At 67.7% G+C, this 14,467-nt stretch carries 14 protein-coding genes; 5 read left to right on the forward strand and 9 right to left on the reverse strand.

All coding sequences use genetic code 11. The features are described 5' to 3' along the window. Position 1 precedes the first annotated feature (1 nt). The 7 genes from SD37_RS39850 to SD37_RS39880 form a co-directional block, all read right to left on the reverse strand. Positions 2-895, reverse strand: coding sequence for a type II secretion system F family protein (locus SD37_RS39850; RefSeq protein ID WP_044855240.1), 894 nt, complete (start codon positions 893-895; stop codon positions 2-4). Further along, positions 892-1,824, reverse strand: a complete 933-nt coding sequence (locus SD37_RS39855; RefSeq protein WP_044855241.1) for a type II secretion system F family protein — start codon at positions 1,822-1,824, stop codon at positions 892-894. Before SD37_RS39855 ends, SD37_RS39850 begins: the two co-directional genes overlap by 4 nt. Then, entirely contained in the window at positions 1,821-3,197 is a 1,377-nt protein-coding gene (locus SD37_RS39860; RefSeq protein ID WP_052675115.1) for a CpaF family protein, read from the reverse strand. Before SD37_RS39860 ends, SD37_RS39855 begins: the two co-directional genes overlap by 4 nt. Further along, positions 3,194-4,078 carry a CpaE/TadZ family protein gene (locus SD37_RS39865; protein WP_236725220.1) on the reverse strand — a complete coding sequence of 295 codons (885 nt, stop codon included), beginning with the start codon at positions 4,076-4,078 and terminating at the stop codon, positions 3,194-3,196. The genes SD37_RS39860 and SD37_RS39865 overlap by 4 nt, the downstream gene beginning before the upstream one ends. 38 nt (positions 4,079-4,116) lie before the next feature. Further along, on the reverse strand, positions 4,117-4,827 hold the full coding sequence (locus SD37_RS39870) for a hypothetical protein (protein ID WP_236725221.1): 711 nt from the start codon (positions 4,825-4,827) through the stop codon (positions 4,117-4,119). Positions 4,828-4,958: 131 nt separating this feature from the next. Continuing rightward, positions 4,959-5,594 carry a hypothetical protein gene (locus SD37_RS39875; RefSeq protein WP_236725222.1) on the reverse strand — a complete coding sequence of 212 codons (636 nt, stop codon included), beginning with the start codon at positions 5,592-5,594 and terminating at the stop codon, positions 4,959-4,961. A gap of 362 nt (positions 5,595-5,956) precedes the next feature. Continuing rightward, a complete protein-coding gene (locus tag SD37_RS39880) occupies positions 5,957-6,526 on the reverse strand; it encodes a hypothetical protein (protein ID WP_044855244.1) in 570 nt (189 codons plus the stop codon). A gap of 222 nt (positions 6,527-6,748) precedes the next feature. On the opposite strand from SD37_RS39880, the gene SD37_RS39885 reads away from it, so the two are divergent. Further along, positions 6,749-7,390: a prepilin peptidase gene (locus SD37_RS39885; protein WP_044855245.1), complete on the forward strand. Its 642-nt coding sequence runs from the start codon at positions 6,749-6,751 to the stop codon at positions 7,388-7,390. Positions 7,391-7,754: 364 nt separating this feature from the next. Here the strand turns inward: SD37_RS39885 and SD37_RS44055 are convergent, their stop codons facing one another. Continuing rightward, a complete protein-coding gene (locus SD37_RS44055; RefSeq protein WP_236725223.1) occupies positions 7,755-8,114 on the reverse strand; it encodes a DUF6355 family natural product biosynthesis protein in 360 nt (119 codons plus the stop codon). A gap of 393 nt (positions 8,115-8,507) precedes the next feature. Then, positions 8,508-10,808, reverse strand: coding sequence for a helix-turn-helix domain-containing protein (locus SD37_RS39890; RefSeq protein WP_044855246.1), 2,301 nt, complete (start codon positions 10,806-10,808; stop codon positions 8,508-8,510). Positions 10,809-11,108: 300 nt separating this feature from the next. On the opposite strand from SD37_RS39890, the gene SD37_RS39895 reads away from it, so the two are divergent. The 4 genes from SD37_RS39895 to SD37_RS42375 all read left to right on the forward strand — a co-directional run bounded on the left by SD37_RS39895 (position 11,109) and on the right by SD37_RS42375 (position 14,447). Beyond that, the gene (locus SD37_RS39895) at positions 11,109-11,588 is read left to right on the forward strand and encodes a hypothetical protein (protein WP_044855247.1); all 480 of its coding nucleotides are present in this window, start codon (positions 11,109-11,111) and stop codon (positions 11,586-11,588) included. Positions 11,589-11,653: 65 nt separating this feature from the next. Next, positions 11,654-12,199, forward strand: coding sequence for a hypothetical protein (locus SD37_RS39900; RefSeq protein WP_044855248.1), 546 nt, complete (start codon positions 11,654-11,656; stop codon positions 12,197-12,199). After that, on the forward strand, positions 12,196-13,281 hold the full coding sequence (locus SD37_RS39905) for an MAB_1171c family putative transporter (RefSeq protein ID WP_052675117.1): 1,086 nt from the start codon (positions 12,196-12,198) through the stop codon (positions 13,279-13,281). The genes SD37_RS39900 and SD37_RS39905 overlap by 4 nt, the downstream gene beginning before the upstream one ends. Then, the gene (locus tag SD37_RS42375; RefSeq protein WP_083255212.1) at positions 13,278-14,447 is read left to right on the forward strand and encodes an FAD-dependent monooxygenase; all 1,170 of its coding nucleotides are present in this window, start codon (positions 13,278-13,280) and stop codon (positions 14,445-14,447) included. Before SD37_RS39905 ends, SD37_RS42375 begins: the two co-directional genes overlap by 4 nt. The last annotated feature ends 20 nt before the right edge of the window (positions 14,448-14,467 follow it).

Consider the following 14,467-nt stretch of genomic DNA (forward strand, 5'->3'; position numbering starts at 1 on the left):
GCTAGAGTCCGTTGAGGACTTGGAGGACCGCGGGATAGGCGATGAAGGCCAAGAAGCCGAGAAACAACGCCGTCACAGGTAGGGCCATGCGTTCCGTGGCGGCCTGGGCGTCAGTCTCGGCGTCGGTGACCTGATGTGTCCGCAGTGCTTGAGCCTTCGCCGCCAGCGAGGCGCGGACGCGGGCACCTTCGGTACCGGCCAAGGAGATCGAGGCGGCGAGTTCGGCAAGCTCGGTGATGCCGAGTTCCTCGCCGAGCCGGCGCAGCGTGTTCCACGGGGTGGTGCGGGTCAGTTGCGCGGCGTGCAGTCCGCGGCGGATCTTGGCGAACGCCGGGCCTGTGCCGACGGCTGCGGCGTCACCGAGGGCGGTCTCGACCCCTGCTCCCCCTGCGAGGGTGATCCACACCAGATCAAGGAACGCCGAGAGCGCGTCACGGAACTCGCGCCGCAGCCGGGTGGCCTTGGTATGGACGTCGAGGTCCGGGGTCACGAAGCCGAGCGCGGCGAGACCGAGCCCGGCCAGCAGCGGCACCTCGACCTCCAGTGGCAGCCCGCCCAGGACCAATACCGCTTGCAGCAGCCATGGCGCCAGCAGACCGGTCACGGCGAGCACGGCTTTCGAGGCCAGGTGAGTGTCGACACCGCGATCGATGACGCGCAGATCGCTCTCGACCCTGGCGCCGGGAAGGCCGAGCATCCGCAGGCCAGGGATGAATAGCCGGCCCCACGTGCGCACCCAGGCGGCGTCATCGGCACGAACGATCGGCGCCACCGGTGGTCGCGAGCTGACCTGGGACAGCCGCTCACTCAGGTCCGGGGCCGGAGGCAAGGCCCAGGTCAGCAGCAGCCACAGGCCGGCACCGGCACCGCCGCCGAACAGCAGAACGGGGATCATGACCCGTCACCTCCGCCGAGCGTCGCCTCGCCGCCGCCAGGCGCTCCAGTCACCTCCGGTGCGTCGAGGGCCAGCACCCGGTTTTGCCGTCCGCTGGTGGCGATCCGGGCGAGCCAGGCGAACCCGGCGGCGAACAGGGACCCGATGAGCAGCAGGACGAGCTGGCCGGTTGCGGTGTTGTAGATGTCGAGGTAGGCGCGGTTGAACAACACGACCCCGCCGGCGAAGGCGAGGGTGGTGGCGACGATGACCCGCACCGAGGTCCGGGTCCGGGCCCGGCCGGTCTCCACGCGCATGCGCATCGCGGCCTGCTCGCGGGCGGTGGTGGCCAGGGAGCCGAGCAGGTCGCCGAGTTGGCGGGCCTGGTGCTCGGCCGCGAGAACGAGGGCGGCGAGGACGAGGTCCGCGGTCGGGTCGTCCAGCTCGCGCGCGAGAGCCCGCAGGGCCGGCGCCAGGCGCTGCCCGCTTTCCAGTCTCGCGGTGAGGGTGGTGACCTCACTACGGATGGCCGCGGGAGCGAGCGGGGCGGTGGCGAGGATGGCTTGCTCGAGCCCCGCCGCGGCGGACAGGACGTCGCGCAGCATCTCGGTCCAGGACGCGATCGCCTCGATCCGCGCGACCCGGCGGGCGTGGGCGCGGTCCGGACCGACCAGCCGGGGCAGGAACCACGCTCCAGCGGCGGCCAGCACCGCGCCGACCACCCACCCGGTCGCGGCCCCGGTCAGGACGCCCGCGCCGATGGCCACGGCCAGGCGCAGCAGCACCCTCCGGTCTCCGGCCTGGTCGCGTGCGGCGCGCAGCAGCGTGCTGGGGTGTGAGGGTGGCGGCACCGCCGCGGGCCGGCGCCAGGCGGCCACGATCAGCAACAGGCCGACAGCGGTTCCCAAGCCGGGCGCGGCGGCGATCAAGGTGGTGGTGTCGATGGTCATGGCGTCCACCACCCCTCAGGCCGGGACAGCAGGTCGGGGTCGAAGCCGGCGGCGGCGAGGTCGTCGAGGGTGTCTGCGCGCAGGGCGCCGGCCACCGGGACGGCGCGGCGGTCCGAGCCGCGGCGGTAGACCTCGTTCGAGATCACTGCCCCGTCCTCGGCGTCGATCACCTCCCGGATCGAGGCGATCACCCGTGTCGTCCGGTCGGCGGCCCGGTCCAGGTGCACCACGAAATGCACCGCGCTCGCCACGAGCAGCGCGGTGGCCTCCAACGGGAGCCGCTCTGGTCCTTGGGCGGCGTAGGAGGCGAGGCGGGTGAACGCGATCTTCGAACTGGACGCGTGGAGGGTGGCCATGGAGCCGTCGTTGCCCTGTGACATCGCGTTGCACATCGGAATGACCTCAGGCCCGCGGATCTCCCCGACGATGACCCGGTCCGGGGACATGCGCAAGCCCCAGCGGACCAGCTCGGCCTGGTCGATGGCGCCCTCGCCCTCGACGTTGGGTTCGCGGGCCTGCAGGGCGGTGACATCGGCGTGCAGCTCGGGATCCCGGTCGAGACCGAGTTCGAAGGCGTCCTCGACCGTGACGATCCGCTCCAGTGGGTCCATCTCCGCGGCCAGGCCCCGCAGCAGCGTGGTCTTCCCGGCTCCGGTGCCGCCGGTGATCAGCACGTTCTTCCGCGTCCGCACCATCGCGCGCAAGAACCGTTCCAGACCGATGTCGAGGGTGCCGCGGCGACGTAACTGCGGGAGCGTGGCGGTGAGGTAGCCGTGCCGGCGGATCGTGCACGCCGTCACGCCACCCGCCGTCAAACCGAGGACCGCGAAGAGCCGCTCCCCGCCGGGCAGCTGCAGGTTCAGCGCCGGGCTGCCGCGATCGAACCTGCGCTCCTCCGACGACGCCCGAGCGGCGAGGGTGCGGATCAGGTCGGTGAGTTCTCCATCAGACGCCGCTACCGGCGCGACCTGGGCACGGCGGCCGTCGTTGTACTGCACGAACACCCGGTCGAAGCGGTTGACCGCGATAGTCTCCACCGTTCGATCTGCCAGCAGGGGCTGCAGCCCACCCAAGCCGAACACCTCATCCAGAACCTGGTCGACGACTCGCTGCTCGGCTAAGGAGTCCACGAGGGCGCGTCCGGCGAGAAGTTCGGCCTCGCTGTGCGCGGCGACCGCGATGTCGAGGACCTCGCGGCCGATCTCGCGACGCCGCGCCAAGCTCAACGCACCGCCGCTCGTACGGGACGCGGTCTCGACCCGGCCAGGCAGATCCGTGGTCAGCGCCTGCCGGAGCCGGGCGCGCAGCCGCTGCTCGGCATCCCCCGGGCCGGTCGTGGCGGATGGTGCGGCGTGGTGATGGGTCTGAGTCATGCGGGTGACTCCTTCCCGGCGGTGCTGGGCTGCTGGCCGTTGTGCCGCGGATCCCGCACCTGCGGCGGCGCGGACGGCGGGGGTGACCCAAAGGCGGGCGGGGTGATGTGCACGCCACCGGGTCGGCGCACCTGCTGGGCGGGTACACCCGGGACACCGGCCGGCATGGGCACCGGTGGCGACGCGGTGGGACCGACCGGTTCGGCCAGGGTGCGGGCGAGAGCAGCGGCGTGGTGGGCAAGGCCAGCGTTGGTGCCGCGGCGGCGGGCCGGTGGAGGCCGGCGACCGGTCAGGGTGGCGGCAGCGACCGGGTCGTGCGGGAGACGCCCGATCGCGGGTATCCCCAGCTCACGCTCCACATCCACGGTCGGATAGCCATCACCGGTCAGCAGCAAGCCGGGACGCGGTGTCCAGCGCGCCAGGTCTCCCAGCCGCACCGCGGCATGGGCGAGGTCGTCGCCCTGAGTGCCCGTCACCAGCACCAGAGCGTCGGCGCGGCGCGCGATCGCCTCGGCCGGTGATCCGGGATCCACCCGTCCGCAATCGGCGAACACCACCACGTCCATGTCGCGGGCCACGACGGGCAGCAGCGGCCCGTCCGGAGCCGTGGCCAGAGTCGACAGGGCGGCTCGCGCGTGCGTGCCACCAGGAGGGGCCACCAGTGCGCGGGCGCCACCGGGCAAGGCCTGGGTGTGGTCCCACACCACTGCGGGATCGTGGATGCGGCGTGCCGCAGCGACGAGGCTCACCAGCCCCGGGGAGCCCGGCAGGCCGAACCGCATCGCCAAATCACCCCCGGACGGGTCGACCTCGGCGACCAGACGGCGCATGCTCTCGGCATGCGGCCACGTCATGGCCAGCGCGACAGCCAGGGTCGTCACGCCCGGCGAACCTTTCACCGAACACAAGGCGACCAGCATCACCGCTCACCGCCCGCCGGCTGAATCACCAGCGCCAGCTGACCGGCCGGGACCTGTGCCAGCTGCGACGCCCCGGTCGTGTCGAGATCCAGCGACACCACGGTGGACTGATCCGTACCCGAAGGGGCGACTCCGACGACCTTGGCACGCCAGGAAGTGCCCGGCGCTTGTCCGGTGGCCGAGGCGCCTGCCGCTGTGGCAGCGGTGACGACGACGGTCACCGGGGATCCGGCGGCCAGCTCGGGCGGGGCCTGCCCCGGCTTCACGACGACCCCGACCACCGCCCGGCCCACCTCCGGGATCGCGGCAGTGCCCACCGCGTCCGGCGTCAGCAGCGCTCCCGTGCCGAGGCTGGTCGCCATCGGGCGCCCCAGCACGCTCGCCGCCCGATCCGCCGGAACGAGTGCCACGCCAGGTGCGGCGGACACGTCGATGCTGCGCAGGTCTGCGGGCGTCAGCACATGCCCGAGCGGGGCCGGCTTCGCCAGCGCCAGCACCGGAACCCGGTCCTGGGTACTGGTCGTCCACCACACAGCGCTACCGACGCACAGCACCACCAGCAGCACCCCGGCCGCCAGATGCGGCAACCGGCGCCGCCGACCCCGGCGCGCAGCCGCCTTTGACGGGGAACCCGAGGCGTTCAGCCACGACACCGGCCGTGCTTCACCGGCCGCGCTGTTACCGCGCACGGGACTGTCGGTACTGGTCACGAGAAACCCCTTCAGGCATAGCTCGCCCGCACCACGTATTCACCCGGCCAGAAATGTCGCCGCTAATACCCGGTCAGGAAAGGAAAGGAAAAGAAACAGAACTGTGGATTCAGTTAGGAACGTCGTCCGGATCAGCCGGTGCCCAAGGCTTGGGCTTCGGCGACCCGGAAGGACGCCGCCGCACTGGTGGTCATGTCCGGGAACGTTCCCGAGGCTCCGGCGCCGGACCAGGTGATACGCCACGACACGGTCGCCGTGGCCGGAAACCGTTCGGCCGGCGCACCAGCTGACGAACGCTGGTAGATATGGCCGCAGTCAGGCGATGCCGACCGCGGATCTCCTTGGGCGGGGAACGGCGTGCCGGGGCCAGTGCAGGACACGGTGCTGCCGTCGCCCATCGCCCAGGACACCGAGGCAGGGATCGCGGTCGCGGTGACCGACACTCCGGGAACCGAAGCCGTCGCCGACTGCGTCCGCCACATCTCCCGGTCCAGCCACAGCCACGTCGGCAGCTGCACCAGCTGGGTTCCATCCGGGCTGGAGCCAATCACCGGACTCGGCAACCGCAGCTGCGACCGCGCCTGCTCGGCTAGTTCTTCTGGCGAGGGCAACGGCGCGGCACCCGGCGCCTGACCATCGGGAATCCACACCGGCGCCCGGTAGAGCGCGTCCCGCTGCCCCTGACCGGAACACTGATAGACGTACCACCCGCCGCCCGGACCTTGCGCCAGCACCACGTCTTGGGGCCGCGGGCGGGCCAGCGACACGAACTGCACCCCACCAGAACCCCAGCGGTGTCGGTTGAAGCGGATCGTCTGCACACCGTTCGCCGGTGGCTGGTAGTTACTGCGCACGTACGAGCAATCGGCTTGGTTGCTGTTGCCTCCGACGATTCGATCGCCCGGCAGCGCCGGGGCCGCACCCCGGCCCCCAGCCTGCGATTTCGGCGCACCAGGTTTCGGTACTGAGCCGGGTCGCGGTGCGGGATGCGCGCCGCGCCCTGCGTTGAGGTCACAGTAAGGCGAGGGGTCGCTGCTGCAGTCGACACTGCCCCAGCCGCCGGCTAGCGCCGGTGTCGTCGCGCAAAGGAACAGGCCGAAAGCGAGGCCGGTGGTCGCACCCGTTTTCCTTAACATGTTCCTACGTCCTGAATCGCGAAGTCAGTGATTTTCCAGGACCCGTCGACCGCCTTTTTTGCCTTGGCGTTGATGTGCCGACGCCCTCCCGGGCCGTCGTTGGCCGGTTGGCCGTTGTCGGCGCGGTACTTGATCCAGCGGCTGTCGTCGCCGCAGTCCACGATATTCACTGTGGTTGGATTGTCGGCGGGTTCGACGGATTCGACCGTGGGGGCGTTCTCCGGCTTCCCCTTGGTGATGAGTCCGTTGTAGTGATCGGCATACAAGCCACGAGAGATCTTCGACAGCGCTTCTGCTGTCGCGTTCTGGACCAATTTCGGCGATTGCCAGTCCGAGGTCGTTGCGGCATCGGCCATGTCGCTCCACATACCCAGGTAGGCGGTGGTGGCCTTCTGCTTGGCGATGTCGGCGGGCGAAGCGGGCGTGGTGCTGGGGGCGAGTGTCGGTGCCGGCGTCGTGGAAGTCAGGGTTGCGCTGTTGTCCGGGCTGCAGGCGCTCAAGCCAAGTCCGGCCGCGGCGGCGAGGACGGTCAGGGCGAGGCGGGTGCTGCGGTAGTGGGTCATTACGGTCCCCCGTTTTGTCGACGATCGCAGGTCAGCGTGGGCGAGCCACACTGCCGCGACACTCCACTGCAGCGAGTTCACCTCAAGACCGACTTTCGTGGTGATGGCGCTCCGGACCGCTGCTCTCGCGGGAAATTCACCCGTTGGTTTGAGAGCCGGTCGGTCGGAAGATCGGGCGGGCAGGATGGCGTACAAGGTGATTCGCTGAGGGGCGGAGGAGTCGTGCAGCTGACGACGAGCGGCTGGTGGTGGAGTGGCAGCGCTGCCGCTGGTCTGATGCTCGGTGCGGCAGCGAGCGGGCTCGCGCGCCGGTTCCTGCGACCTGAGCGGACACTGGCCGGGGCGTGGTGGTTCGGCGCGATGCTCACGGCCGCCGTCCTGGGGTTGCTGGGCTGGCGAGTGGGGGCACGCGGCGAACTCGCCGTCTACGGGTTTGTGGCCGTCCTGGCGGTTCCCTTGGCCGTAATCGACTGGTGCGAGCATCGGCTTCCCCGGGCATTGATGTGGCCTCAGCTTGCCGGCGCCATTCTGGGTTTCGTGGTGCTGTGTTTGGTGCGGCACGCCCCTGCACCGGGTGTTCGAGCGCTTGCCGCACTCGTCGCGGCGGGCGGGCTGTTCCTGCTCCTCGCCGTCGCGACCGGTGGGGGTGTCGGTGCAGGCGACGTCAGCGTCGCCGCGGTTGTCGGCCTGGCGACCGGCTGGATCGGCTGGGTCCAGGTCGTCGGAGCGCTGCTGACAGCCTCGCTGCTCGCGTTGGTCATGATCGCTGTGCCCGGCGTCCGACGCCGCGACGACGGCGCCGCGGTGGTGCCATTCGGGCCATGTCTCCTGACGGGCGCGCTGGTCATGGTGCTGGCAAGCTGACAGAACGCCTGTCGCCGTGCGGCGCAATTCCATGGGTGTCTGGCTCGTCATCGTTCTTCCCTACTTCTCTGACAGCGCTCGTGGCGGGACCGTCCTGCCAGCAGGCTTTGTCCGCCTGCGGGGTTGCCGGGGTGGCGCTTGAGGGGAGGGGCGCCACCCCGGCGGCTTCCGTCGATCCCCCGATGACACCGACGGAGCGCTTTCTCTTGAGCGGCTAGTTGGGGCGCTGCGTGACAGGCCAAAATGGGGCGGAGACTTTGGCCCCCTGCCACGCCGCGTCCGGGGCGCTGGCCTCCCCGGAGTGCCAGAGCAACCGCCGATCAGCAAAACCCGGGTCGGCGATGACGGCGCTGGCGAGCCTCGATCACGCTGGACCGTAATAGCCCGGGATACAGCGGGTACCCCCGTTCCACCATGCTCCAACCACCCGCCATCTGATGACCGGTTGAAGGTCGGTGGTGCCCGGTCCGACGCAGTAATGGAAGATGTTGCCGAAGAAATCCTCCACATCCAGCATCACAGTGGACCCGGTTCCGCCGTCGCAGTGCCGGTACTTTCCCCAGCCAAGATAGCCGCATCCCTCGCTGACTGTGACGGGACCGCGAGCTGCCGTTTCCTTTGCGGTAGCGGCGTTTGCCGTCACACCAGACCCCAGGACGGCAAGCGCAGCGACGGCTCCAGCCAGACCGTATCGAACCGCAGTAGTCCGCGAAATTCCAATCATATCCTCAACCCTTAAGAGTAATGGAAGTGAATAGCCGAACAACGATCCCGCACAATCCGAGCAATCGATTAAATCGAGTTGTAGCGGTTGCTGTTTCTAATTTCACTATCCTCCAACGCGAGGTGAGCGGGAACCCCCAAGGCGAGCACAACGTTGTGCCGATTCTGTGTTGATCTTGTCCTTGCCCAGTCAAGACGGAAATGGTTCTCATTAGTGCTGCCTGCGCGCAGAACCAAGGGAGACTACGAGGTATGTCGTGACGAAACAGTTTAGCCCAGCCAGATGTAGCCTGACTGGGCTCACACTGAAGGTCGGAACCGTGAAGTTAGAACACGTGTCAGCTTAGCTGCACGACAGACCGAGCTATCACGCTCAACTGTGACTACGGACGCTTTATCGCGTCCACGAAGGCAAGCGTTGAACTGGGCCGGCGGGCGCGTTCTTTGACGCCCACTCAGGTTTTCCTCGCACTGCGGCGCGTGCGCGGATTTCGTGCGCCCGGGAATCGCGAAGGCTTTCCAGAATGTCGGCAGCTTGTTCGTAGGCGGCTGTGGCGTGTGGACGAAACCCTAGGGCTAGCAGGGAATCTGCTCGGGCGATCAGGGTGTCGGCGAGGTTCCATCGTTGCCATGGGCGCTGCCGAAGGATGGCCGCGGAATCGAAGTGGGTCAGGGCGGTCCTATGTTCGCCTCGACGCTGCAGCAGGATGCCGAGGCTATGGTGCGCGAGGCTTTGGATACCGTCGGAGCCGTGCCGCTGAGCGAGGTCGAGCGCTTCGCGCGCGGTGTCAAGAGCACGCTCGCGATCACCGGCCTCATGGAAGGCGAGGGCGAGTGCTGCCCGGTTCACAACGCCGCCGATGTCGTGGCGAAGTGTCCGGAACCGGTCGTCCGCCGCCTGGAAATGGGCGATCGCGTCACCGTGCCGCTGGCTATCGGAGAGTGCGAGCGCCAAGCCGTGTGCGGTCCATGCTGCGGGCAGCTCGTCCCCCAGTTCGCCGTAGAGCTCGAGGGCCTGCGTGAGGTGTGAGATGGCCTCAGATGTCCGACCGAGGTCACGCTCGGCCCAGCCGAGAACTTGAAGGCCACGAGCGATGCCTAGGGTGCTTTCCGCCGCGGTTGCGGCGTCGAGCCCGTCGTTGGCGGCAATAAGCCAGTCGGTCCAGCTTCGCGTGATGGCGAAGTAAGGCAGGAATGCCGTCGGCAGGGCCCACAAGAGGTCCTTTGCGAGGTGGCTGCGGGTGTTCTTCGCGATTTGCAAGGCGGTCGCGACCTCGGTCTGACACCAGGACATCGCCTCGTCGAAGCCAGGACCGGCTTGACCGAAGTCGGCAAGCAGGCTGTTGATCGTCGGGTCGCGCCAGTTCGGGATGAGCGAGTTGTTGGCGGCGAGCGCTCGTGCCGTGTACCACCTGAGAACTCGGTCCTGGGCCTCCTCGACTTTGCGGAGGTGCTCCTCGACCAGCGCGCGCTGATGTGCGTATGCCCGCAGGAGGTAGTCAATGCAGTAGCGACCATCCGGCATGGGCGTTACCAGGTGAGCCTGCCGAAGCACGGTGAGAAGTGACTCCGCGAGGTCGGGCTCGATGTCGGCGAGCACGGCAGCGGAGTCCGCGCTGACGGTGTACGCGGGGCTGATCCCCAACAGGCGGAACAGCCGTGCTGCAGCCGGTGGCAGAGCGAGGTAGGACAGGTCGATGACGCCGTGGATGTTGACCGTGGGGTCTGGCGAGGTGAAAAGGTCCAGCCGGTGGCGGTCGGTCGCCAGCTGATCCGCGATCTTGCCCAGCGTGCTGTCGGGCCGTTGTTGGAGGTGTTCCGCGACGATCAGGACCGCCATGGGCAGCCGGCCGCAGCGTCGTACGACCGCTTCCGCGGCCACAGGGTCCGCGGCTACCCGGTGACCGCCGGCACGGCTGGCGAGCAAGGTCAGCGCGTCGTTGATCGGCAAGGCGGGCAAGTCGATCGACACGCCACCGGTCCGAAGCAGCAGGCTGGCCTGGTGCTCGCGGCTGGTAGCGACGACGACGCTGCCGCCGCCTGGCAGCAGATGCCGCACCTGGCTGTAGTCGGCGATGTTGTCGAGAACCACCACGGCGGGGCGTTCGGCGAGGATCGATCGGAACCGTGCGGCCCGGACCTCAAGCGGGCCGTTCAGGTCCGCTTGGCCAGCGCCCAATGCTTGTAAGAAGCCGTCCAGTACCTCCTCCGGCGTCCTGGGCGCACCTGGGCCGAGCCCGCGCATATCAGCGAAGAGGCAGCCACCGGGAAATCGGCCGAGGATACGGGTGACCCAGTGCACGGCCAACGCCGTTTTCCCGACCCAGAAGCCGCCTTCGATCACGATCGTGTGGGCGCCCCCGTTTGCCTGGCTCGTGAGTGCGGCGTCCATGGCCTGTAGGACGTCTGCTCGACCGACGAAGCCAGGGACGTCGGCGGGCAGTTGCATCGGTTTGTTCCCACCCGCTGAGCCTTCGGAGCGTTGCTGCTCGGCGAGGCGTTCGAGTTGCCCCTTCGCGCCGAGGACCGTATCGATCTGGCGCACGACCTCGGGCAGAAGGGCCCGGTGACCGTGGAGCAGCTTGGACAGGTAGCTCGGGCTGTAGCGGGCTTTCGCCGCCACGTCGCCCAGGCTCATTCCCCGCTCACGGCGCAGCCGGTGCACCGCCTCGGCAAAGCTGTTGATGTGTCGCATCTGCGTCTCCCCATCCGCAGAGCAATCGACCGCGCTAGACGCGAGCCGCTCTTGCCCCGCTACGCCGGGGCGAGCCCGGCCCTGCCACCTGCACTGGCGCCATTGCGGTCACCATCAACTTCCTCCGACCTTGAGGCTCCAAGCCCGCTAGCCCACCTGGGTGGCGAACTTTCTCCTCAGTTGAGGCTTCGTAGACTCGAGACTATTCTCAGGAGAAAGTTCTTTTCAACTGACGAGAAAGTGATCACCCGATTGGGTGTCTCATCAGTGAAGACACAGCGGCTGTCATGGAGGCCTGGGGTGGCAGGGCAAGCGACGCGAACGCTCGCCGCGAAGCTGAACGACCTCTTCGCGACGAAGAAGCGACCGGACGGCAAGGAGTACAGCAACGAGCAGGTCGCCGCAGCCATTATTGCCGGCGGATACGTCAAGACGGCATCTCAGAGCTACATCTGGGGACTCCGTAACGGCACGAAGAACAACCCGACGAAAGGCTACCTGGAGGGACTCGCGGCGTTCTTCGAGGTTCCGGTCGCGTACTTCTTCGATGACGACGTCGAACTTGTGCGGCAAGTCGACCAGCAGCTGGAAGCGCTGAAGGCGGAGCGCGCGAGGATGGCCACCCTTTCGGGTGATGAGGAGATTCAGTTGCTGGCGATGCGCGCCGGGCAACTGTCACCCGAGCGCCTGAAGCTGGTGAGAGACATGCTCGATGTCGTCTACCAGCAGGAACAAGCCGAGAGGCGTTCACCACCCGATGGAGGGCTTCCGAGCGGTTAGCGCGGACCCACCATCTCGGTTTCTGCGATGCTGCCCGAAGTCGCTACCGCGGAGGGAGGGTACGGGTGTCAGAACGGCGCATACGTCGGCAATGCCGCGAGATGCTGAGCAAGCTCGACGTTCGCCCACCTCTGGACGTCACCGAACTATGCCGTCAGATGGGCGAGATCCGAGGTAAACCGATCCGCCTGATCGCCTATCCCATCCCCGTGCCCGGTCCCTTCGGCATGTGGATCTCCACCCCCGAAACGGACTACATCCTTTTCCAGCAGGAAACATCCAAACGGCACCAGGACCACATCGTCCTGCACGAACTCGGCCATATCCTCGGCGGCCATCAGGGCGCCCTCGACAGCGACGTCCTTCCCGACGGGCTCACTACGCCAGGCACGCGATCCCTGAGCCACCAGTACCCGGATATCGGCGACGACGCGGTGAAACGAGCGCTCCGGAGAACTGCCTACGACACCGACCACGAACGGGAAGCCGAAGCAGTCGCGACGATCATCCTCGAGTGGGCGTCCATCCTGAACATCGCGGCCCCTCGGCCCTCTGACGGCGCTGCCCGTGGCATGGACACCGCTCTCGGCGCCCGGATCGGCTGGCTATGAGCTGGCTCATCAGTGCCGCACTGATCAGCTGCCTGCTTGGCGGCCTGGTCTGGAAGGGCTATCAGCTCAGTCGGCAACCCTGGAACCTTCCCTTGCAAGGCATTGTCGGCTTCCTTGCCTTCGCGCTCATCGGGCGCATCCTGCGCGACGTCGTTGGTGAGGCGTCGCTCGTGCGCGGGGGCCCGGTGTGGTCCGCCATCGCATGGCACGCGCCCACCTCGGCTGCCGTACTATCGCTGCTGTTCTTCTTCGATGCGGCGACACTGCCCCGGCAAGTTGCCAAACGCCGCACCCGTCGCAACGCGTTGGCTCTGCTCGCCGCCGAACTCGTCATGATCGGCGCGGCGACGTTGGCCCCGGCACCGCGATCTGTCCCGCACATGTCGGTCATCTACTTCGCCGCGAACCTCTTTATGGGCTGCGCGCTCGGCGCATGTGCGATCTCGGCCCTACGCTACGCACGACAGGCGGAGCGGCGGCTAGGCATGGGACTCCGCGTCGCAGCTATCGGCTTCGCGCTGACGGCTTTGACCAGTGGCGTCTTTGCCGCGATCGACGTCGAGTATTGGTTAACCAGAAGCCTGTTCGTGGACATCATCGGCGTGAACGGCACGCTGGCCTTTACTGGCATCGTCGCGATCGTGCTTGGCCTGCTCTATCCGGCAGCTCGTATGCGACTGACCGCCGTCCGAATCTGGTGGCGGCAACGCCAGGCCTACCAAGCACTTGAGCCGTTGTGGACAGCCCTGCACCATGCGTTTCCTGAAGACGAATTTCTTCGCGCCTCCACCACACCCTGGGACTCCCTCCGCGTATGGGACGTGCACCGCCGCTACTACCGTCGGATGATCGAATGCCGAGACGGACTCGTCCGAATCAGCCCACGCGTGGCGAAGCTCCGCGAAGGCCGCCCAGCCAACACACCGCTGGCAGACCTCGTCGCCGAAGCACTCCAAGGCTCCCCTGGCGACCAAGGTGAGCAACAACGGGCCGTCCCTCTCGCAATCCCGGATACCAACTCAGCGCACGACGAGGTGGACGAACTCGTAGCGCTCTCACGTGCCTTAGGGAGGGCCGCGTGACCCATCACGCGATCATCGTCGGCGGCGGCATCGCGGGGTCCGCAGCTGCCCTAGCTCTGCGGAAAGCCGGCATCACAGCCGAAGTTTATGAAGCTCGGCACGACGGAGGCGACTACAGCGGAGCCGCACTACGCCTTCCACGCAACGGTCTCAACGCCCTGCGCACCATCGACGCACACGACATCGTCAACGACATCTCCTACCCCGTCGCCAACACCGAGCTCAGCTCAGGAACTGGCCGCCACCTCGGCACGGTCTCCTTCACCGGTAACGGACACAACGACGTCCCCCGCACGATGCCCCGCGCTCGCCTCGCCCGCGTCTTGCGCTCCGCGGCCGCCGACCGCGGAGCAGCCGTCACTATGAATAAGCGGCTGATAGCCGCGACTAGCCGCCCCGGCAGCGTCATAGCAACCTTCGACGACGGATCCACTGCCGAAGGCACCGTGCTCATCGGCGCAGACGGACTCAACTCCACAACCCGCCGGCTGACCTTTCCCTCCACGCCAGAACCCCACTACGCCGGAACCCACCTCGTCTACGGCTACGCCCCCGCGAGCACCGCCGCACCTCCGTCGCCGGACGCCTTTCACATCTACTGGGGGCGAAAGGCAACGTTTGGCTATACGACCGCCGGCGGCGACATCTATTGGTACGCCAATATCGCCTCGCCAGAGCCACTATCAACGGAGGAAGCACGCGACACCGAGACCTGGCGCAGGCGCCTCGTGAAACTCTTTCGGCGCGACCGTACGCCAGCCGTGGACATCACCCGAGCCGCGACCGTCATCCTGCCCTCCAACACACGCACTCTCGACACCCTGCCGACATGGCACACAGACCAGGTCATCCTCATCGGCGACGCAGCCCACGCCGTCCCACCAGCTACAGAGCAAGGTGCCGCGCTAGCCCTCGAAGACGCGGTTGTTCTAGCCCAACAACTTCGCAGTAGCCAAGTGGCACCTGCCTTCGAAACCTTCGAAGCCATGCGACGCGAAAGAGTCATTCGAGCGGGGGCGAGCCGTCGCAGCCGTACGACACACCGACGCGGCGTGCCGCGTTGGATCGAGCAGCGAAGCCGCGATCGCAGAATCGCGCAAGCAGCTCAGAGCGGTGCCATGGATCCACCAGCATGGTTACACGAGCACCAAATCGCCTGGGACTAAGCAGATTCAGCCGCCACTGC

The organism is Amycolatopsis orientalis (assembly GCF_000943515.2).
Classification (GTDB): Bacteria; Actinomycetota; Actinomycetes; order Mycobacteriales; family Pseudonocardiaceae; genus Amycolatopsis; species Amycolatopsis orientalis.

What these genes read in the sequence shown, in the direction of transcription:
- SD37_RS39850 (WP_044855240.1), bottom strand. Translation starts at nt 895, where the DNA reads ATGATCCCCGTTCTGCTGTTCGGCGGCGGTGCCGGTGCCGGCCTGTGG.
- SD37_RS39855 (WP_044855241.1), bottom strand. Translation starts at nt 1,824, where the DNA reads ATGACCATCGACACCACCACCTTGATCGCCGCCGCGCCCGGCTTGGGA.
- SD37_RS39860 (WP_052675115.1), bottom strand. Translation starts at nt 3,197, where the DNA reads ATGACTCAGACCCATCACCACGCCGCACCATCCGCCACGACCGGCCCG.
- SD37_RS39880 (WP_044855244.1), bottom strand. Translation starts at nt 6,526, where the DNA reads ATGACCCACTACCGCAGCACCCGCCTCGCCCTGACCGTCCTCGCCGCC.
- SD37_RS44055 (WP_236725223.1), bottom strand. Translation starts at nt 8,114, where the DNA reads ATGATTGGAATTTCGCGGACTACTGCGGTTCGATACGGTCTGGCTGGA.
- SD37_RS39890 (WP_044855246.1), bottom strand. Translation starts at nt 10,808, where the DNA reads ATGCGACACATCAACAGCTTTGCCGAGGCGGTGCACCGGCTGCGCCGT.
- SD37_RS39905 (WP_052675117.1), top strand. Translation starts at nt 12,196, where the DNA reads ATGAGCTGGCTCATCAGTGCCGCACTGATCAGCTGCCTGCTTGGCGGC.